Origin of the sequence: Candidatus Hamiltonella defensa 5AT (Acyrthosiphon pisum) (assembly GCF_000021705.1) — a bacterium.
GTDB lineage: Bacteria > Pseudomonadota > Gammaproteobacteria > Enterobacterales > Enterobacteriaceae > Hamiltonella > Hamiltonella defendens.
In genome coordinates this window covers 1,762,454-1,782,900 of the sequence record NC_012751.1, presented here as the reverse complement: position 1 = coordinate 1,782,900, position 20,447 = coordinate 1,762,454, and the positions used below count along the sequence as shown (strand labels likewise).

At 41.5% G+C, this 20,447-nt stretch carries 21 protein-coding genes; 17 read left to right on the top strand and 4 right to left on the bottom strand.

The features are described from left to right. Positions 1–12 precede the first annotated feature (12 nt). Complete coding sequence (gene mlaF, locus HDEF_RS08765; protein WP_015874296.1) at positions 13–771, bottom strand: phospholipid ABC transporter ATP-binding protein MlaF; 759 nt, start codon at positions 769–771, stop codon at positions 13–15. Positions 772–1,171: 400 nt separating this feature from the next. On the opposite strand from mlaF, the gene kdsD reads away from it, so the two are divergent. The 10 genes from kdsD (at position 1,172) to ruvB (ending at position 8,773) form a co-directional block, all read left to right on the top strand. Then, positions 1,172–2,149, top strand: coding sequence for an arabinose-5-phosphate isomerase KdsD (gene kdsD / locus HDEF_RS08760; protein ID WP_015874295.1), 978 nt, complete (start codon positions 1,172–1,174; stop codon positions 2,147–2,149). 15 nt (positions 2,150–2,164) lie between these two features. Continuing rightward, entirely contained in the window at positions 2,165–2,722 is a 558-nt protein-coding gene (gene kdsC, locus HDEF_RS08755; protein WP_015874294.1) for a 3-deoxy-manno-octulosonate-8-phosphatase KdsC, read from the top strand. Positions 2,723–2,735: 13 nt separating this feature from the next. Then, positions 2,736–3,353, top strand: a complete 618-nt coding sequence (lptC, locus tag HDEF_RS08750) for an LPS export ABC transporter periplasmic protein LptC (RefSeq protein WP_015874293.1) — start codon at positions 2,736–2,738, stop codon at positions 3,351–3,353. Continuing rightward, positions 3,328–3,873: a lipopolysaccharide ABC transporter substrate-binding protein LptA gene (gene lptA / locus HDEF_RS08745; RefSeq protein ID WP_015874292.1), complete on the top strand. Its 546-nt coding sequence runs from the start codon at positions 3,328–3,330 to the stop codon at positions 3,871–3,873. The genes lptC and lptA overlap by 26 nt, the downstream gene beginning before the upstream one ends. Next, positions 3,873–4,598, top strand: a complete 726-nt coding sequence (lptB, locus tag HDEF_RS08740; RefSeq protein WP_015874291.1) for an LPS export ABC transporter ATP-binding protein — start codon at positions 3,873–3,875, stop codon at positions 4,596–4,598. The genes lptA and lptB overlap by 1 nt, the downstream gene beginning before the upstream one ends. 80 nt (positions 4,599–4,678) lie before the next feature. After that, complete coding sequence (ptsN, locus tag HDEF_RS08735) at positions 4,679–5,149, top strand: PTS IIA-like nitrogen regulatory protein PtsN (protein ID WP_015874290.1); 471 nt, start codon at positions 4,679–4,681, stop codon at positions 5,147–5,149. A gap of 97 nt (positions 5,150–5,246) precedes the next feature. Next, positions 5,247–6,101: an RNase adapter RapZ gene (rapZ, locus tag HDEF_RS08730; RefSeq protein ID WP_015874289.1), complete on the top strand. Its 855-nt coding sequence runs from the start codon at positions 5,247–5,249 to the stop codon at positions 6,099–6,101. Positions 6,102–6,167: 66 nt separating this feature from the next. Then, complete coding sequence (gene pyrB / locus HDEF_RS08725; RefSeq protein ID WP_015874288.1) at positions 6,168–7,088, top strand: aspartate carbamoyltransferase; 921 nt, start codon at positions 6,168–6,170, stop codon at positions 7,086–7,088. A 35-nt stretch (positions 7,089–7,123) separates the two neighbouring features. Next, positions 7,124–7,738, top strand: a complete 615-nt coding sequence (gene ruvA / locus HDEF_RS08720; RefSeq protein ID WP_015874287.1) for a Holliday junction branch migration protein RuvA — start codon at positions 7,124–7,126, stop codon at positions 7,736–7,738. 33 nt (positions 7,739–7,771) lie between these two features. Beyond that, complete coding sequence (ruvB, locus tag HDEF_RS08715; protein ID WP_015874286.1) at positions 7,772–8,773, top strand: Holliday junction branch migration DNA helicase RuvB; 1,002 nt, start codon at positions 7,772–7,774, stop codon at positions 8,771–8,773. A 229-nt stretch (positions 8,774–9,002) separates the two neighbouring features. Here the strand turns inward: ruvB and ltrA are convergent, their stop codons facing one another. Beyond that, complete coding sequence (gene ltrA, locus HDEF_RS08710; protein WP_015873676.1) at positions 9,003–10,715, bottom strand: group II intron reverse transcriptase/maturase; 1,713 nt, start codon at positions 10,713–10,715, stop codon at positions 9,003–9,005. Between the two features lie 647 nt (positions 10,716–11,362). On the opposite strand from ltrA, the gene HDEF_RS08705 reads away from it, so the two are divergent. Beyond that, entirely contained in the window at positions 11,363–15,421 is a 4,059-nt protein-coding gene (locus HDEF_RS08705; protein WP_015874284.1) for a C80 family cysteine peptidase, read from the top strand. 15 nt (positions 15,422–15,436) lie between these two features. Here the strand turns inward: HDEF_RS08705 and HDEF_RS08700 are convergent, their stop codons facing one another. Both HDEF_RS08700 and HDEF_RS08695 read right to left on the bottom strand, forming a co-directional pair. Continuing rightward, positions 15,437–15,958, bottom strand: coding sequence for an IS630 family transposase (locus HDEF_RS08700; RefSeq protein ID WP_302476659.1), 522 nt, complete (start codon positions 15,956–15,958; stop codon positions 15,437–15,439). Further along, positions 15,882–16,259 carry an IS630 transposase-related protein gene (locus HDEF_RS08695; protein WP_012737971.1) on the bottom strand — a complete coding sequence of 126 codons (378 nt, stop codon included), beginning with the start codon at positions 16,257–16,259 and terminating at the stop codon, positions 15,882–15,884. Before HDEF_RS08695 ends, HDEF_RS08700 begins: the two co-directional genes overlap by 77 nt. 120 nt (positions 16,260–16,379) lie before the next feature. Between HDEF_RS08695 and HDEF_RS13375 the strand changes: the two genes are divergently transcribed. The 6 genes from HDEF_RS13375 (at position 16,380) to HDEF_RS08665 (ending at position 20,399) form a co-directional block, all read left to right on the top strand. Next, positions 16,380–17,210, top strand: a complete 831-nt coding sequence (locus HDEF_RS13375) for a hypothetical protein (RefSeq protein WP_015874283.1) — start codon at positions 16,380–16,382, stop codon at positions 17,208–17,210. Then, positions 17,158–17,616 (top strand): hypothetical protein, encoded by a 459-nt coding sequence (locus tag HDEF_RS13370; protein ID WP_234809390.1) that lies wholly within the window; start codon positions 17,158–17,160, stop codon positions 17,614–17,616. The genes HDEF_RS13375 and HDEF_RS13370 overlap by 53 nt, the downstream gene beginning before the upstream one ends. Before the next feature lie 287 nt (positions 17,617–17,903). After that, positions 17,904–18,392: a 6,7-dimethyl-8-ribityllumazine synthase gene (ribH, locus tag HDEF_RS08680; RefSeq protein WP_044612574.1), complete on the top strand. Its 489-nt coding sequence runs from the start codon at positions 17,904–17,906 to the stop codon at positions 18,390–18,392. Between the two features lie 11 nt (positions 18,393–18,403). Next, positions 18,404–18,859, top strand: coding sequence for a transcription antitermination factor NusB (gene nusB / locus HDEF_RS08675; RefSeq protein WP_015874279.1), 456 nt, complete (start codon positions 18,404–18,406; stop codon positions 18,857–18,859). Positions 18,860–18,906: 47 nt separating this feature from the next. Further along, a complete protein-coding gene (gene thiL, locus HDEF_RS08670; RefSeq protein WP_015874278.1) occupies positions 18,907–19,914 on the top strand; it encodes a thiamine-phosphate kinase in 1,008 nt (335 codons plus the stop codon). 26 nt (positions 19,915–19,940) lie between these two features. Then, positions 19,941–20,399, top strand: a complete 459-nt coding sequence (locus HDEF_RS08665; RefSeq protein ID WP_171770482.1) for a phosphatidylglycerophosphatase A family protein — start codon at positions 19,941–19,943, stop codon at positions 20,397–20,399. The last annotated feature ends 48 nt before the right edge of the window (positions 20,400–20,447 follow it).

The window sequence follows — 20,447 nt, the reverse complement described above, 5'->3', positions numbered from 1 at the left end:
TTTAAGGGTATTTTAAGGTATACAAGTCTCTGAAATACCGTACAAAAATTCTCGAATACGGGGATTGGGATTGTTTTTCAGTTGTTCTGGTGAACCCTCTGCAATAACGTGCTGATCTGCCAAGATATAAGCGTAATCGGCAATACTCAAAACTTCTGTCACATTATGTGACACCAGGATACAGGTCATGTCTAATGTATGATTGAGTTCTCTGATTAATTTCACCAATATGCCTAAATTCATGGGATCTTGTCCAACAAAGGGTTCATCGAACATGATGAGCTGGGGATCCAGCGCAATAGCACGCGCTAATGCCGCTCGTCTGGCCATGCCACCAGACAGCTCTGAAGGCATCAAACAAGCGGCCTCCTTGAGACCCACGGCTTCTAACTTCATCATCACTGTGCTCCGCAGCAATTCTTCGGATAAAGCTCTGTGCTCACGTAGAGGAAATGCCACATTTTCGAATACATTCAGATCAGTAAATAACGCGCCAGATTGAAACAACATACTCATTTTTTTACGAACACGATAGAGATCTTGGCGAGATAAGTGAGGAATATTTTCTCCATCGAATAAAATATCTCCTTTATCAGGCAAAAGCTGCCCACCTATCAAACGTAGTAAAGTGGTTTTACCTGTGCCAGAAGGGCCCATAATGGCAGTTATTTTTCCACGGGGAAAAGTGATACTGATATCAGAAAAGATCACCTTATCGCCGCGTGTGAAATGTACACCCTTCATTTCGATTAAATTAGATTTATCACTCATTTTGGTTGATCTTGCTCCTTTGTCAGGCAAAAGCTGCCCACCTATCAAACGTAGTAAAGTTGTTTTACCTGTGCCAGAAGGGCGCGCATAATGGAGGTCACTTTTTCACGAGGGAAAGTGATACTGATATCAGAAAATATTATCTTTATCGCCGAGTGTGAAATGTATAATAGCCTTCAGTTTGGATTCAATGAGATTTATAACTTATTTTGGTTGATCTTGTTGCTTTTGTTTTTTTATGTTCAGCTCTTCAATTATTAAAATTCTTTAAAAATCCTCGAGAAACTCAGAGCGTGAGGTGCTGATGCGGTTAATCGATGTTACATGGTAGGTTTCGCAAGCAGTTTAGTATAAAATTTTTCGCCTTACTATCAGATGCATCCATGAGTACTTTATAAGTATGATATTACTCAATCAGGTAAATTATCAACAAATTGCCAAAGCAGTATTAAAAATTGAATGTGCCGGTTTGGCTCAATTAGAGCAGTACATCAATGAAGATTTTGAAAAGGCTTGCGCCCACATTTTTTCTTGTCAGGGCAAGTTAGTGATCATGGGAATGGGTAAATCTGGGCATATAGGTTGTAAAATAGCCGCTACCTTTGCCAGCACCGGAACACCGGCTTTTTTTGTTCATCCGAGTGAAGCAAACCATGGCGATCTTGGCATGATAAGTCAGGGTGACATTGTGTTAGCGATTTCAAATTCCGGTGAAGCGAATGAAATTTTGTCCTTGATCCCTTTGTTAAAGCGCCAACATATTTTTTTGATTTGTATGACAGCAGATCCCAACAGCACGATGGGAGAAGCGGCAGATATTCACCTGTGTATTAAAGTTCCTCAAGAAGCTTGCCCGTTGGGATTAGCGCCCACCACCAGCACGACGGCTACTTTGGTGATGGGGGATGCGCTTGCGGTGGCCCTTTTGCAAGCTCGAGGATTTACTGAAAAAGACTTCGCACGCTCTCATCCTGGGGGAAGGTTAGGCCGTAAGTTGCTGCTTCGGGTCAGTGATATGATGCACACTGGAAGCGACATTCCTTTCGTTTATTCAAATGCTTCTTTGCGTGATACTTTGTTGGAAATGACCCAAAAAAAGCTGGGTTTAACCGCGATTTGTGATCACAATATGAAAATTGAAGGGATTTTTACTGATGGGGATTTACGCCGAGTGTTTGATAAACAAATAGATTTGAACAAGGCGCACATTAATCACCTGATGACTTCCAATCCGGTACAGGTTAAACCTGGTTTATTGGCTGTGGAGGCCCTTAACTTAATGCAATTACATCATATTACCGCTTTGTTGGTGTCTAAAAAAAGCCGTTTGGTGGGGGTGGTGCATATGCATGACATGCTGAGATCCGGAGTAATCTAATGAACGAGATAATGGATGAATCATATGCTAGAAACGCATTACGGAATCGTTAAAAAAGAAGTGGTTCAGCGAGCGACACAGATTCGGCTGTTAATTTGTGATGTCGATGGCGTGCTTTCCGACGGTCGAATTTATATGGGGAACCAGGGCGAGGAACTCAAATCCTTTCATATACATGATGGCCACGGCATTCGGTGTTTAAAAAATGCCGGGATTGAAGTCGCACTGATCACAGGTCGTTCCTCTCAAATTGTCAAAGATAGGGCGCTTACCTTGGGCATTGATCACCTTTATCAAGGCGCCATAGAAAAACTGATACCCTATCGGGAGCTCCTATCTCTCCTGTCTCTCAACGATCAACAAGTGGCCTATATTGGAGATGATTTAATCGACTGGCCCGTGATGCAAAAAGTGGGGCTATCTGTGGCCGTTTCAAATGCCTATCCCTGGCTTTTAAAAAAAGCACATTACGTCACCTATACCTTGGGTGGCCATGGTGCAGTCCGTGAACTCTGTGATTTAATTTTGTTGGCTCAAAAAAAGCTCACGAGCGCTAAAGAGGCATTTATATGAATGACAAAATGAAATGAGCCAAAAAATAAAAGGAGCGGCTTTTCTTTTTTTATCCGTGATTGTTATCATTTTTTTAAGTTGGAATCTGCTGGATTATTTTGATCCAGATTTAAAAGACAGTACAATCACTCTTGGCCCGAATGATCCTATCTATCAAGCTCAAGAGATACGCACTGATATTTATAACCTCGAAGGTTTTCTCAGCTATACCATCACCGCTCAAAATGCCGCGCGTTATGTTCATAAAAAACAAGCAGGCGACTCTAATGGGCCTGAAAATATCACTTGGTTTACAAAGCCTGTTATGGTTTTATTTGATGATATTTTGCAGCCTGATTGGTCTCTGAAAGCGGATAAAGCAAAATTGACTGATGATAATAAAATGCTTTATTTATATGTTGATGTTGAATTAAACCATTTAATACAGAGCTCATATTTAAAAAAAATCACCACAGAAAGTGCCAAAATTAACCTGGTTACACAGGATATTTCTTCGAATGACTCAGTCAACCTTTACGGTGTTGATTTTTTTTCTAGCGGTATGAAAATGCGAGGAAATTTACGAAGCAAAAAAGCGAATTTGGTTGAAAAGGTAAAAACAAACTATGAAATACAAAAAGAAAATCCATAAGCTATTTTTGATAGGTATATTGCTCACTTTAAAATTCCCTGCTTTTGGGTTAACCGATGATACCGATCAGCCTGTCATTATTACATCTGATAAGCAATCTTTAGACATTCTCAATCATACGAATACTTATATAGACAACGTGATGATTAAACAGGGCTCTATCAAGATCACTGCAAGTAAAGTAGTGGTGATTCGCCCTAACGGAGATCCTCAAAAAACCGTGGTGGATGGTTTTGGTGACCCCATCACCTTCTATCAAATGCAAGATAACGGAAAACCCCTCAAAGGTCACAGTGAAAAATTACGCTATACCTTCTCGGATAAATTGTTGGTATTAACGGGTAACGCTTATTTAGATCAGTTAGACAGTCACATTAAAGCAGATCGTATTACTTATCTTATCCCACAAAAAAAAATGCACGCCTTCAGTTCTAAGGGAAAACCGGTTTACTCTGTAATTTTACCCTCTCAATTAACAAATCAAGCGCCTAAGAATTCGGCTCAAAAGGACTCACCATAATGTCCAGATTAATCGCAAAAAATTTAGCGAAGGCATATCAAGGTCGTAAGGTCGTTGAAGATATTAGTTTGCAGGTGAATTCAGGTGAAATCGTGGGTTTATTAGGCCCTAATGGAGCAGGCAAAACCACGACTTTTTATATGGTGGTCGGCATCATTCCTCTAGATGGAGGAAGTATCATCATCGATGACCAAGACATCAGTTTATTGTCTTTACATGAACGTGCACGCCGGGGTATCGGCTATTTACCACAAGAAAAGTCTATTTTTCGTGGTCTTAGCGTTTACGATAATTTGATGTCTATTCTAGAAATAAACAAAAGCCTTTCTTTTGAACGCCGTAAAATACGGGCGGCGGATCTGATGGAAGAGTTTCAGGTCAGTCATTTGAAATCGAATTTAGGCCGCTCGCTTTCAGGAGGAGAATCTCGAAGAGTCGAAATTGCACGCGCACTGGCAGCAGATCCCAAATTTATTTTACTTGATGAGCCTTTTTCTGGGGTTGATCCTATCTCTGTCATTGAAATAAAAAAAATCATCAAACATTTACGAGATAGAGGGTTAGGCGTACTAATTACGGATCACAACGTCAGGGAAACGCTCAATGTTTGTGAACGGGCTTATATTATGAATCAGGGCAATTTAATTGCACATGGTGCACCAAATGATATTTTAGACAATCAACAGGTCAAACAGGTTTATTTAGGGGAGGAGTTTCGCCTTTAATAAACATGAAGAAAGCCATCAAATGACAGCTAAAATTAGCGGTAATCTGACAAAAGTAAAGACAAAACAGTGAAAATAAAATGTCCAATGATGATTCAATACAACTGAGTCCAATATTAAGCATGGATTGCACAAAAATTGCCAATTGCACCAGTAAAAAAAGGGTTTTAGAAATTATCAGTGAGTTAGCAGCTCAACAGCTTCATATTTCCTCACAGATCATTTTTGATGCGCTCTTAACACGAGAACGTTTGGGTAGCACATGTATTGGCAATGGGATTGCGATACCTCACGGTAAATTAGAAAAAGACACCCACGTAGTGGGGGTGTTGATTCGCCTGGTTCAACCGATTGCGCTTGACGCGGTTGATCATCAACCTGTCGATCTGGTATTTGCTTTGTTGGCCCCTTTGGACCAGGATAAAATGCATTTAAAGATTTTATCTTTAGTGGCAGACAAATTAGCGGATAAAGCCATTTGTCGTCGTTTACGTGCTGCAGAAAACGATCGAGAGCTTTATGAAATCATCACTGAGTCAACGATAGTTTGATCATTAACACTTGAACGACATATTGTACAACTGTTATATCCTGTCGAATCAGTGAGGATATCGACATAGCCTTTTACATTAACAAGAGAGCCACCCTATGGTTCTGATGATTGTCAGTGGCCGTTCTGGTTCTGGAAAATCTGTAGCCTTACGGGCTCTTGAAGATATGGGGTTTTATTGTGTTGATAATTTACCCATTATTTTATTACCGAATCTGGCCAGTAGCCTGATGCCCAGAAACACCCCTGCGGCCATCAGCATAGATGTCCGAAACATGCCAGGATCTTCTGAAATATTTGAAAAGGTGCTCACAAAATTAAACAAAAAATTTTCAACGCGATTAATTTTTCTAGATGCTAACCACAATACATTGATCCAGCGTTACAGTGAGACACGACGCCTACACCCGCTTTCTGGTAATCACCTGTCATTAGAAAAAGCCATCGACGAAGAAAATATCTTGTTAGAACCGTTACGCTCTCGCGCTGATTTGATCATCAACACCTCCGAAATGTCAGTGCATCAGCTGTCTGAAATGCTCCGTGTTCGGTCATTGGGAACAAAAGAGCGAAAATTAAGTATGGTATTTGAATCTTTTGGATTTAAATATGGCCTTCCTATTTATGCAGACTACGTTTTTGATGTTCGTTTTTTACCCAATCCTCATTGGGATCCCAAATTACGATCCATGACAGGTTTGGATAAACCTGTTGTGGATTTTTTAAAACGGCACTCTGAAGTGCATCATTTTATTTATCAAACCCTTCATTATTTAAATCAGTGGCTTCCCATGCTGGAAAATAATGATAGGAGCTATCTCACCATTGCGATTGGCTGCACAGGAGGCAAACACCGTTCGGTCTATATTGCTGAGCAATTAGCCGATTATTTTCGTTCCCGTGGGAAAAACGTTCAATTACGCCACCGTACATTGGAAAAAAGAAAAGAATGACGACAAAACCAATCGTTACAATTGAGATGTGTGACTTAAACGTTTCGTTTTCATCAGGAGGCTTCATTGACCCACTCTTTATATCGTAAAAATATTATTTCAATTTCTGATCTGAGTCAGCTGGAGTTAAGGCACATTATGGATACGGCGGCGTATTTTAAAAACACACCGCCCGTGAATCTTTTAAAACATACCGTTATCGCCAGTTGTTTTTTTGAAGCCTCTACCCGCACTCGATTATCTTTTGAAGCAGCCATTCATCGTCTTGGGGCTTCTGTGGTGGGTTTTTCAGACGACCAGTTTACATCCGTCAGTAAGGGTGAAAGCCTGTCTGACACCTTACGCGTGATCAGCAGCTATGTAGATGCGATTATCATCCGGCACCCCAAAGAAGGGGCTCCTCAATATGCTGCCGGTTTTTGCCCAGTCCCCATCATCAATGCGGGGGATGGTACGAATGAACACCCCACACAAACCTTGCTGGATTTATTCAGTATTCAAGAAACACAGGGGCGCTTAAGCCATCTCAAAATCGGTCTCGCCGGAGATTTAAAATATGGTCGAACGGTTCATTCGCTCACAAAAGCACTATCAACATTTCCAAATAATGAATTTTTTTTAATTTCGCCTCCAGAGTTGTCAATGCCTTGTCCCCTTGTGAAGGAACTTAATCACAGCGTGCATCACACAATTGAAGAAGTGCTGCCTCAGCTTGACATTCTTTACATGACCCGTATTCAACAAGAACGCCTGAAACCAGAGCATCGTCATCTTAAAACCGCTTTCATTTTAGAGGGTAAGCATCTTCTTCCTGGTCAGGTAAAAACGAATTTAAAAATTTTACATCCTTTACCACGAGTCGATGAAATAGCACCAGAGGTAGACACAACACCTTATGCCTATTATTTTCAGCAGGCGGCGAATGGGATGTTTATTCGAGAGGCTTTACTGGCATTATTACTCAATCCTCATGCACCATATCCGTAAGACCTTAAGCATAAAAACCGGGGGGATCTCAAGCAGTGATAAGCAGAATGAAAGGCATTATTTTGGAAAAACAGCCGCCCTGGATATTGTTAGATATTCAAGGAATGGGATATGACATCCAACTTCCTATGACCTGTTTTTATCAGCTTCCAGAATTGGGGCAAGAAGCGATTATTTTTACGCATTTTGTGGTGCGAGAGGATGCGCAATTATTATATGGGTTTCATCATCCTAAAGAGCGGGCGATGTTCAGTGAACTGATTAAAGTGAATGGTGTTGGGCCAAAACTTGGGTTGGCGATTTTATCTGGCATGTCTTCAGAAGAGTTTATCTGTGCGCTGGAAAAAGAAGATATTTCAAATTTAATCAAATTACCTGGAGTTGGAAAAAAAACGGCAGAGCGATTGCTGGTGGAAATGAAAGATCGTATCAAAAATTTAAATAAAAATTTATTTAAAAGCACAGCCGATCATATGTTGTCATCAGTTTCTACTGATCTTTCAGCAAAATCGGCCGAAGCAGAAGCCATATCGGCGTTGATCTCACTAGGTTATAAACCGCAGGAAGCGGCTCAATTGATCAAAAATATCGCTCAGCCAGATTTAGATTCCCAAGCTTTAATAAAGCATGCTTTACGCTCCACCTTATAATATTTTCTTGCTTAAAGGCAAAAAAGGCGCCCCATGATTGAAATAGACAGGTTGGTTTCAACCGATGTTTTAAATGAAAATGAAGCTTTGGTAGATCGCGCTATTCGCCCAAAACGGCTCGATGAATACGTAGGGCAATCCCATGTTCGTGATCAAATGCAAATATTCATTCAGGCAGCAAAACAACGTGGGGATGCATTAGATCACTTACTCATCTTTGGCCCTCCAGGGTTGGGTAAAACGACACTGGCCAATATTGTGGCCCATGAAATGGGAGTGAATTTGCGCACCACCTCTGGGCCTGTTTTAGAAAAAGCGGGAGATTTGGCGGCATTATTAACGCATCTTGAACCCAGAGATGCGCTCTTTATCGATGAAATTCATCGTTTATCTCCTGTAGTGGAAGAAATTTTGTACCCGGCGATGGAAGATTACCAACTTGACATCATGATAGGAGAAGGCCCCGGCGCGCGTTCTATTAAACTGGATTTACCCCCCTTCACATTGATTGGCGCCACCACACGCGCGGGATCTTTGACCTCTCCCTTGAGAGATCGATTTGGCATTGTACAACGCCTGGAATTTTATTCTGTCCCAGATTTAGAACATATCGTCTCTCGGAGTGCACGCTGTTTGCAATTACCCCTCACTAAAAATGGCGCTCATCAATTGGCACTACGTTCAAGAGGCACTCCTCGAATTATTAATCGCCTTTTAAGACGGGTGCGGGATTTTGCTGAAGTGAAAGGCGAAGGCAAAATTAACACTGAGATTGCGATCAAAGCCTTAGAGATGTTGAATGTTGACAAAGAAGGATTAGATTATATGGACAGTAAATTACTGTTGGCGATTATTGAAAAATTTCAGGGAGGACCGGTCGGATTAGATAATTTGGCTGCGGCCATTGGTGAAGAACGCGAGACCATTGAAGATGTCCTAGAGCCTTATTTAATCCAGCAAGGGTTTATTCAGCGCACACCTCGCGGCAGAATAGCGACACAGCACGCTTATCAGCATTTCATATGTGGTGGTTAAAAAGAATTCACAAAAATATTAGAAGGAGGACTGTAGTCAGTATTTAGATAAAAATCAGATAATTGATATGGTAAATGATATTTTTGAAAAATCTGATAAAAATAATGATGAAAAAATTAGCCGTGAAAATTTGATAAAAATCAGTCGTAAATCGTTTTCTGAATATTGTAGTGATTGATTAGGTAAGCAGGCCGCAAGTGCCCACTCCCTCAAGAACCGTACGTGCGAGTTACCCCGCATACGGCTCACGCAACTTACTCACTTCAACATTTTTCCTTTTTTTGCTATGTAATTGTCTGTGGCAATTAGCATGTAACAATCTTAGATTAGCCAGCTTGTTGTCACCCCCTTCAGCTTTAGGCTGAATATGATGAACATGCAATTGTTCACCATTGTCCAACTCTTGATCACAGAGAGGACAATAACCTTTCTGTCGCTTATAGAGGTTAACTTTGACACCGTAAATAAAAGGCTGTTTACGTGCCTGCCTATTACGCCAATAGTCACGCAATTCCGGATTGTCGGGGGAAGCATTTTTTGGAACTAGCCAATGACGCTGTATTTTTGTCCATGCATGCTTCCAAAGAAATCCACCGGTTGATTTATCCATAAATACTGAATAGTCTTCTCTACCTGGTATCTTGCCTAAGTAGTGTTTTCTTCGCCACCACCAGTGTTTATTGGGATGACGTCGATACAAATATCTACGTTGGCGGATCCACATCCATTGGTCTAATGCACTGAATGTTCTTTTTGAAGCACCAATACGATAGTAATTACACCATCCTATTATCTTGGCATTCAGTTGTCTTATTCCTTCTTGTGTCGGCATACCGATAATACCTTTCCAGGTCATTCTCATTTGCTGTTTGTACCTTTTCATCGACTCCTTTGAGGGCTTCGTTAACAATATATATCCCCGTTTTCTGTGGCGATTGTCATAATGTCGTATATTAAATCCCAGGAAGTCGAATCCTTCCTTCAAGTGTTTGATACTGGTTTTTTCTTCAGAAAGAGCTAACCCTCTCTGAGCTAACCAAATTTGCAACTTTATTTTGGCAGTTTCGCACTCTTCACGGGATTTACCGAATACGACAAAATCATCCGCATAACGAACTACTGCATAAGGTTGCCCTTGTTTTGGCGTGCCGTTTTTCCAGTATTGAATACCCAGTAAGGTCTCCATTCCGTGGAGTGCAATATTGGCCAGTAGTGGACTGATAATCCCGCCTTGCGGAGTACCTGCAACATTGGGTATATAGTTGCCATGTTCCAGCACACCGGCTTGTAACCATTGTTTAATCATGTTTCTTTCGGGGAATCCCCCGATTTTTTTTATGAGAAAATTATGGTCAATGTTGTCAAATGCGCCTTTAATATCTGCATCTAGTACCCAGTGCCGTGTCCCTCGTGCTCTGGCAATACAGAAAATTTTTTGTATTGCGTCATGGGCACTTCGCCCCGGTCTAAATCCGTAGCTGACTGGTTCAAATTTTGCTTCCCAATAAGGTTCCAGCGCCGATTTAACTATCGCTTGTCTACAGCGGTCGAGAATGGTTGGGATCCCAAGAGGGCGTTTTTTTCCATTCTTTTTTGCTATGTAAACTCGTTTTACTGGATAAACCTTTTCTGAAGTTGTTTGGCTTAATAACTTATAAAGATGTTCTCGTCCTTTATGGTCATTAATTACCTGATTATCTACTCCAGCCGTGTGTTTTCCCCGATTGACCTGAGTGACTTTCCTGATAGCCAGAAGATGGTTAGCTCTTGATTTCATCATGAGTTTTTGCAGATTTCTGACTTTCTTTAAGTCACCTGTTGCTGAAGCCCTATATATTCTTTGCCTTAGATTATTAATCATGGCTGTCACAACACGCCAGTTAATAGCATGCCATTCCAGTTGTTGTTCATAGTTTTGATTTATTACGTTTGCCATAGGCATCTAACTCTTCTAAATCAATTCATAACCTTGGTAAAGGATTATATGGGTAAGTCACCCGTTCCACGTCAGCCTCTTTTCAGAGTAAAGTAATTACCTCTATCAATCCTGTTATGATTTCCAGTTGCCTTTCGGCTGATTGCCTTCGCTTTTTGGAACGTCTTATGCCCACTGTCTCTTAGTATTTACATCAACACTAAAAGATTAATGGGGTTACCGTGTTTCACACCATGAAGATACATTGAGTGGGCTGCCTCCTCTATGCCGGGGAACGGGATCCGTCGTAAAGAACGAACACTCTTCTTTACCCGTTTCTAACTGTCGTTAAACTTCCCCATAACACGTCACATCTGATTTCGTGTTTTACTTGCTTACGACATTTTAATAACGGAGATTCACTTTATTCAACCCATTTCAGTTTTGCCTTGCCCCTATTTCTTATTCAGCTTAATACTTTAGTTAGGCTTTCATTCTCGCTTAGCACAAGAGAATTACTCCTCTTGCACCGAGTAAGTGGCAATAAGGTTTCGGATCAACCTTACCCTTTTTCAAGGGACTTCTGTGGTGCAACTTTCACGTCGCACATATTCATACAATATAAAAATGCCCCCCCTCAGGACTTTTCTATTTTTTAAGGATGAAAAATCACCATGACCCAAGAACAATCCCCCTCTTTTTTGATTTCTGAACTTCGATCCGATGCTCATACTCACCGTATTAAACGAACGCCTACGGGTTTTGTACCTGTTGATCAATGGGAGGTTCAATCTGTCATAACAAGGTCTGATGGCGGTTCGACTCGGTATGTGGGGCAAGTGATTATTCAGCTGGAAAACAATCCGACTGTGCTCAATGCGGCCTTGAGACTGGCGGGAAAACACCCAGGCTCAGTCTTGGTTCAACTCGATCAACAAAATCATTATCGCGTGTTATCGGGCTCTCCCAAAACGCTTCAAGGAAAATTGCGCTGGCAAGTCGTAGGACACGGCAGTGAAGTTTATGCAGATGGAAAATTGGATGCTATTCGGGCCATTTCTGGCATTAAACCGGATGATTTAGCTACACTTTTAATCAAGTTTAACCAACATTTTAGTAAAAAATATACTATCGACAGTACGCCAAACCGAATCAGTTTAGTCGGATGTCGGCTGATCGATCACAACGGCAAAAATTTTGCCACTCAATTTGCTCATGCGATGAAAAGTAGGGGCATTCAGGCAGACATATCGGCCAGAAAAGGATTAGTGTCTGTTCCTCATGACGGTTTTGGTAAAAAATTTACCCGTGAAACGCAATTAGTTAATAGGGCTCAGACGGCAGGGGATACCTTACTGCTAGGCTGGGACAAAACTGGCGCACTGATATATAAAAAGCACAGCAGTGCTTTTCGGTTGCTATCTCCCGTATTAGATGCCTGGGCTCCCCGGCATTTTACCGATCCTAAAATACAAAATAAGCAGTTTAAGTATCTCATTTATCCTTCTTCAATCAGAGATTTAATGGATCGAAAAGGCGTTTTTTCAAAAAATATTAAAGAAAAACTCAGCCAATCTGATTTCATTTCAGCCAGTATTCTTTCAAATCAGACCCTTGGAGATCATAAGTTAGGCGTGATATTGGAGGTCCCCGAACAAAATATTTTGGCCGCGGCCCCTCATGAAAGCATTTTTAAGCCAAATTTAGAAAGTATGTTTCAATCATCAGGCGCACGAATTCGTTTCATCAAAAAAAAGGGGCTACAAAAAACCAATCAGATGATTAATGCCATTGAAGACCGATTATCGCACACAAAGAACAGGTCCCTCTCTGCATTGGTCCGTCATGGTTTATTATCGAATCAATTATTTTCCTATCCACAACGAGTCAGTACGCCTGACGATATTATTCATCAAACCCTCACGCGAAATACCGTGCTTGTCACGGGACGACCGGATGTCAATATTTATCCCCATTATCCTGTGACAAAAAACATTAAAATCACCGGCCTGTTTTTTATAGATTCTGATGACCCTAAAAATAAAGAGGGGTCCAGGAGTTTCACATTATTACGTGAAGCTGCTCGAGAGATGACTCAAGAATTAGACATTGAATTAAAGATCATCAAAATACGTCGGGAAGCGGATTCAGATAAAAGTGCTCAAAGTAATATCACCCCAAAAATCAATCAAAATAGACCGATAGATCTCGTAGAGATGACCCCTGATCAAAAAAATATCAGTTTTTCTGGTTCTTTTTTAACTGAAAAATTACAGCGAATTTGGATCTTGATCAATGGTATTGCCTCTAACAATCACATCTCATTTGGTCCTCATGATCTCAAACTATTAACGGAGTTTTTTCACATTCCCTCAAGAAGACTCGACTGGAAAAGATTAAACCAGACAGTGTCGCACCCCCTGTTTTATTCTCAGTTTATCGGTCAAATTCAATGTTTAATGGAATTGAGTGACACTCATGGTCAATTCAGAGGCTTAACAGGCCAAACTGCCTTAAAACGCCTCTCTGAGTGGCAAAATTTTGTCTTCGACAATATGATGCATTGGAACAGCCTGATAAAAATCTACACTCCCAGGATAGCGAGTCATCCTGCAATTTATCCGGTTATGCAAGGGATTTATATGGGTGACGGCAGTGATGTGGCACAACAAAAAGCGCAAAAAGTGAGTTTAGCTTATTTAAGCATGCTCAGACTGGGCGATAAAGATTTACGCGTAAAATTACTGAAGGCATTTCAAACTCATGCTGAAATCCACGCCCAAAAAATATTTTTTGATAGCACTGATCAAGATATCAATACTTTTGGGCGTCTGATCCATGAGCTGGAAGAAAGGGGGGCCTTTATTAAAAAAGGGTTGCAGAAACCCGCTGAATTTTTTAACACACTGGCTAATGAAACGGCAGGGTATTATCAGCTTCACATGGGAGAACATATTTTAACGATAGCCAAACGTCAGGGCACAGATCAAAAAACCCACTGGTATCTCTATGATGCGAATTTTGGCGAAATCGTTTTCACTGATGATCATGCTCAAAACACAAGTCACATTCTTAAATCGATGTTAAATGACTATTTTGCGTGTTTAAGGAGCTTCTCTGCAAGAAATGGTGCTTTTTTACTGGATGTTTATCAGTTAAATTTTGCTCAGATTTTGACATCTCCTTCTGTTAAAAAATTGAAGCAATTTATCAGCAAAGAGGATAGAGAGTCCATGTTTTTATCGCCCCTTAAGCCGGTTAAAACGCAGACAAACAAGAACAGCCTTGAGTTTTCAAAGCTATTTCGTACAGTCGGTATGTTGGGTCAGGTCAATAAAGGGATCTCCTGGATCCGATCTTTAACACTTTTGTCTCATTACTGGAGTCGTCGTTCTTCCGAACAACTCAATCACTCTCAAAAACACGTATTGGAGCTGGAAGCTCAACTGGCCATAGCGAGCATTGTGTACGATGTGGGGAGTGTATGTTTAGAATTAAGTTCGAAAAAACTGGGGCATCACCTGATTGAAAAATTCTCTTCTCAGTCTTTTCGAGTGCTTGCATCTAGAATGCAGCGTTTTCAGTATGCAGCTGGAATGAATCTGGTTCGATATGGAGGCGCCTGCTTAAATATGCTGGGTGCCGCTTTCGATATTTATCAAGCCCACAAAGCAGGCACTGAGCTGAAAACGGTCACTGATCCGGATGTTCGACAAGATTTACAGGTCAGTCTCGCCGTTTCTTCTTTAAGTGCTTCGATCACTATCGCCAGCGGTCTGGCATTACTCGCCTTAGCTGGAAAAATGGCGTTAGTGAGTGGCGCGGTCGGTATCGCCTTAGGCGTTTTGACGGCTGTCGTCGGGGGAATGTATCTCTCAGTTCGTCAAATTCAACAAATCGAGCGCTACACCAACTTGACGGGGTTACAAAAATTACGGACGGGTTGGTTGAGTTTTTGGGGCGCAGACATTGACGTCGAGGTCACTAATCAGGTTACGAAAGGACAGGCAAAAGAACAAGCTAAAAAAAATGTTCATGACCAATTCAAAAAAAATTTTCAAGCATTACTGGATTCAGATAAGCAAATAGAGGCGGTGTATTACAGCATGGGAGAAATCATGTTAAGTGAACATCCCTATCAAAAGTTAACGGGGAAAAAATGGACTATGTTGAGCAGCCCATCCATACCCCTGAATCAATATTTATTCATCGACAGCATTAAAGATAAAATACTGCCCTCACAGGCTCAAACCATATTATCAGACTATCAAACCCAAAAATTGGGGCATCGAGCTGTCTATGCTGATCTGCGTTTAGAAGACAGTGAGTACAAATTTTACGATATCGAAGGACTTTTACCGACTGATGATCAGATATCCCTTGACACTGATGCACATTCAGAGAGCATTTTATCTTTAAAAAGACCGGTCGAACCTTCCAGTTCGTCATCGCTCTCTGCTTCTGTTGTAAAATCCGATACCTCTGATTTTAAAAATCTCGCTAAAATTTATTTTTTTTTAGGAGCCGGAAACGATGGGGTGACAGGCCACCCAGAAAAAAGTAATGTCTTTGACATCGGTGATGGGGTCAAAAATTTTAAGGGGGGACATCAATCAGATACGTTTATTTTTAATGGCACTAAGGCCCTTTCTCAACCCAGCGTATTCGATGGAGTAAAAGGGACTGATGCTCTGATAGCGAACAAAAAGCCATCCCAAGGCGGATATAGCTAAACGACATAAGAATAGTTACATAATATGTTCTGAAAACAAGGTATTGATGTCGCATTGAAGTTCTCTTCTTTTTCTTTTAGCTTGAGCCCATGTGTGCTCAATAGGGTTGAACTCGGGCGAATAAGGAGGCAAATATTCAATAGAATGACCGGCGTTGAGAATGGCGTGTTGAATATCTTTTCGCTTGTGGAAAGAAGCGTTATCCATCATCATCACGCACGGATGAGGAAGAGCGGGTAGGAGCAGCTGAGTGACCCAGGCATAAAAAACATCGCTGTTAATGGAGCAGTTAAAGAGGCCCACCGCGATGAGAGTGACCCCTAATAAGGCACCAATGACGTTAGTGCGGCCCTTAGCCTGCCAATCGTGAGTCCCAAAACAGCGTTGACCTCGTGTAGCGTATCCGTAGAGGCGGGGCATATCGTGAGCAAAGCCGCTCTCATCGAGATAAACCAGAGATTTACCCTGCTTTTGATACCCCGCGATTTTTTCCTGGAACCCCTGTCGTGCCTCTTCGTTTGCCTTGGGATGACGCAGAGTTTTTTTTATAGGTCAGACCCCATCTTTTCAATGCTTGCCAGATGGCTTTGGGGCACACCCCGAAACGGGCCGCCCGTTCCCGTTGATAGCTATCTGGATACTCTGCCACATCTTTGATAAACGCCTCTTTATCCATCTTGCCTCGACGCGGACCCGAGGGTTTCGGTTCTATTCGCTTGAGCCAACGCCTGAGAGTATCTGTACCTACGTGAAAACGCTTCGCCGTTGCTCTGATGCTCAGTCCTTCTTTCTCTCGAATACTCAGGACTTTTTGACGAAAATCCACTGAATAACTCATAGTGACCTCATGCTAATTAGTTCTTTATATTGTAACTAAAATTAAATCGCTTAGCTATACTATGTCAATCTGCAGGAAAACGCTTTTTATTTTACCCATGAACATCAAAAAATCGCCGTATTGAAAAATATCGATCATATAGAGACCTGCGCAGAAACGGACGATGTGATTTTGGGTAACGCTCAATCCAATATCCTGAATGGGAAGGGGGGGAAAGATAAATTGATGGGGTTCGATGGGAATGATATTTTAGTGGCGCAGGCCGGCAAATTAGATGGAGGAAAAGGCACAGATTCTTATCGTGTTTTACAAAATACCGACGGCGAGGCGGCGTTATTAATCATTGAAGAAGATGACGATCCAGACACATTGAGTCATGTTTTTTTGGATTATTCCGTGACCCAAATCATCAGTATAAAGAGAATCAAGCAGCATCTGTTCATTGAACTAAACAATGACAATCAAAGTATCACCACTTTAACGTTATTTCATCTTTATTCCGCGTTTGAGCCAAAAAAACGAAGGTTAACCAGCCAATATATTTTTTATACCAAGGATGGCGTGATCTTCTCGGGCTTACCTGCTGAAATCGCATTTGATCCCAATAAAGATGAACCTGAGACTCTCATTTTAATGGCAACATATGCACCAAACTTTGATCAAAAATTGTCTCTGCCTAAAACCGACAGCCTAAAAAAACCCTTCATCATTCAAAAAATGTCCGGGCAGAAACAAACAGGGATGATCGATATCAGTGGCGAAAAAAAAATATTGCCGGATTTTTTGAGATTGGTCGCTCAAGAAACGGGTTTTGATGATGATTTACAGGGAAATGAGCTCAGCAACATCTTACACAGCAAAACAGGCGAAGATATCCTGGAAGGCAAAGGAGGCAGAGATGTGTACATCATCGAAGACAGACCGACCCACGGAAGAAGTGCGCATTCATAATTATGATGCGCCTAAAACGGGGTCGCCGGAGCAAGATATTATACTGTTGCCTTTTTTACTGAAGGATATTCGGATCACACAAGATGACGACGATGTGATTTTAAGTCATTTCTATGCCCCTGCAGAACATGTCAATCTACGTCTGATGAATTTTATGATAGAGGAAAGCTATAGACATCTTTCCATCATAGATAAGGGAGGGCGTGTGCACACAGTGAGCGTCAATGCTAAACATGAACCCGACTTCGTTCAAGATCACTTGTTCCCTCATATGAGCACGAAAAATGGGGATCATATCTTAAGCCAATTGAGGCAAATCACGCCTGAATTTTCAGAGGCAGAGCAAGTATTCCATGTGGATAGAGAGCACATTTTACAGACAGTGATACCGGTAATGTCATTTTAACGCCTCATCCCTTGTTTCCATAACCAGCAGGTCAGAGTATCTGTCCCTATTTCAAACCGCTTGTCAGTCTTTATGAGAATCAGTTTTTCGTGCTCTCGAATACGGCGAATTTTTTTCAATAAAATCAAGTGAATAACTCATAGTAAACTCATTCGGATTCTTAACTCAATTGAAATCGTTTGGCCATCATCAATTTATCAGAGGCTCTATGAATTAAGTGCATATATATATAAAACACAGGTATAATGTGCCTATTAAAATAAAAAAGGTCTATTTTCATGAATAAAATCAAAATCATCAAAGGCACTTTGGTGGCTCCAAATGCCAAAATCGCCATCGCTATCGCGCGTTTTAATCGTTTTATTAATGATAGCCTGCTCAGCGGAGCACTCGATGCTTTGCAACGTATCGGGCAGATTCCCGAAGAAAATATCACCGTCGTTTGGGTTCCTGGCGCTTATGAGTTGCCTCTCATCGTAAAAACATTAATACAAACAAAAAATTACCAGGCCGTCGTGGCATTAGGCACCGTGATCCGTGGTAGTACCACTCATTTTAATTATGTGGCGGGTGAATGCAGCGCCGGTTTATCTCAGATTGCAATCAGTACCGATACCCCTGTGGCTTTCGGTGTGCTGACAACAGAGAATATTGAGCAAGCCATTGAACGTGCCGGCACGAAAGCCGGTAATAAAGGCGCAGATGCCGCTATAGCCGCCCTCGAAATGATCAATCTCATTCAAACCATCAATCTTAATCATTCAACAAACATTTAAAGGAGAACGTTGTGAACCCTTCTGCTCGTCGCCGTGCACGCGAATGTGTCGTACAAGCCCTCTATGCCTGGCAAGTATCTCAAAATGATATAGCAGAAGTTGAGTTATCCTTCTTGGCCGATCAAGAAACGCAAGGAGCAGATATCGCTTATTTTCGTCATGTATTATTGGGTGTTGCCTCTGATGTGGAAGCTCTGGATACCTTGATGACCCCTTATCTTTCTCGTCAATTTCAGGAATTAGGTCAAATAGAAAAAGCCATTTTGCGCTTGGCGATGTTTGAATTGAATAAGCGTGATGATGTGCCCTATAAAGTCACCATTAATGAGGCGATTGAATTGGGGAAAACCTTTGGTGCTGACGACAGTCATAAATTTATTAATGGTGTCCTGGATAAAGCGGCGCCCATTATTCGAAAAAGAATGCAAATTAGATCACAAAATGGGCCTTATCAATCAGTTTGTTGAGGTTGTATTTAAAGAGAGATGATCTTTTTGAAATTTTTGGAGTACAGATGCCTCGCAGTGAATTTGACCTGATTTCTCGCTATTTTAATCGAAAAAGTTTTATTCGTGAGGATGTCGAGCTCGGCATAGGAGATGATTGCGCTTTACTTTCTACTGAAAAAAAAAGGCGAATCGCGGTCAGTACGGACACATTGGTTTCCGGGGTGCATTTTTTACCAGATATTGATCCCGCTGATTTGGCTTATAAAGCCTTTATGATCAATTTAAGTGATTTGGCGGCCATGGGGGCTGAGCCTGCCTGGTTGTCTTTGGCGTTAACTTTGCCGCGTATCGACGAACCCTGGTTACAAACATTTAGCGATATGCTTTTTGAACAACTTGAAGCGTATCGCATGCAGTTAATTGGCGGAGATACCACCCGTGGGCCTTTAAGCCTTACTTTAACCATTCAGGGCCTATTGATTGAAAAGGGAGGATTAACCCGCAGCGGAGCAAAAAAAGGCGATGGAATTTATGTCACAGGCACTTTAGGTGACAGCGCCGCCGGTTTAGCCATCTTAAAAAATACCGTGACTATCAGCGATGAGGCTGACAAGCGTTTTTTGATTAAGCGCCATTTACGCCCACAAGCGAGGATATTTCAAGGAAAGGCGTTGAACGGTTTAGCCCATTCAGCAATTGACATCTCAGATGGATTTATCTCTGATTTACAACATATTTTAAATGCCAGTCAATGCGGGGCTCATATTGAATTATCTCAATTGCCTTATTCGCCTGCTTTAAAAACATATTCAAATCATGAACAAGCCCTGCGTTGGGCTTTGAGTGGTGGCGAGGATTACGAGCTTTGTTTTACTCTCTCACCTCAATACTCACACATTTTAGAAAACCTGTTTCAGCGATGCAGAGGCCCTGAAGTGTTTTATACAAAGGTGGGTGAAGTTGTGTCGGACTTTTCTGGAAAAATCACATTTTTTCGTGATGGAGAGCCGGTTTCAATGAAGATCTCCAATATCACAGGTTACGATCATTTTGATACTTACCGCAGAGAATAGCCGTGTTTAAAGAAAAAAATTTGCGTATGAGCAATCCTGTCCATTTACTCGCAACCGGCTTTGGAAGCGGTCTTTCTTCTTTTGCCCCAGGAACCATGGGATCGCTCGCGGCCATCCCATTTTGGTTTGTATTGATAGCTCTGCCCAACCCTTTTTATATCATCTGTCTCATCCTCAGCTTTGGCTTTGGGATTTATCTGTGTGGCCGAACCGCCAAAGAGATGGGCGTTGATGACCCTAGTTGTATCGTTTGGGATGAATTCGTGGGTTTATGGATCACACTCAGCCTCTTACCGAAAGAGGCGCACACTCCGTTATGGATCACGGTGGGTTTTCTTCTCTTCCGGCTTTTTGATATTTGGAAACCCTTTCCTATTCGTGTGATTGATCGTCATATACGAGGCGGCCTTGGCATTATGCTTGATGACGTCATTGCCGGTTTTTTTGCCGCTATGATGCTTTTTTTATTCCACCGATTTTTGTAAAAGTGAGGCTAAGGCATCATAAACCTTGATAAAGCCAAATTGGCCATA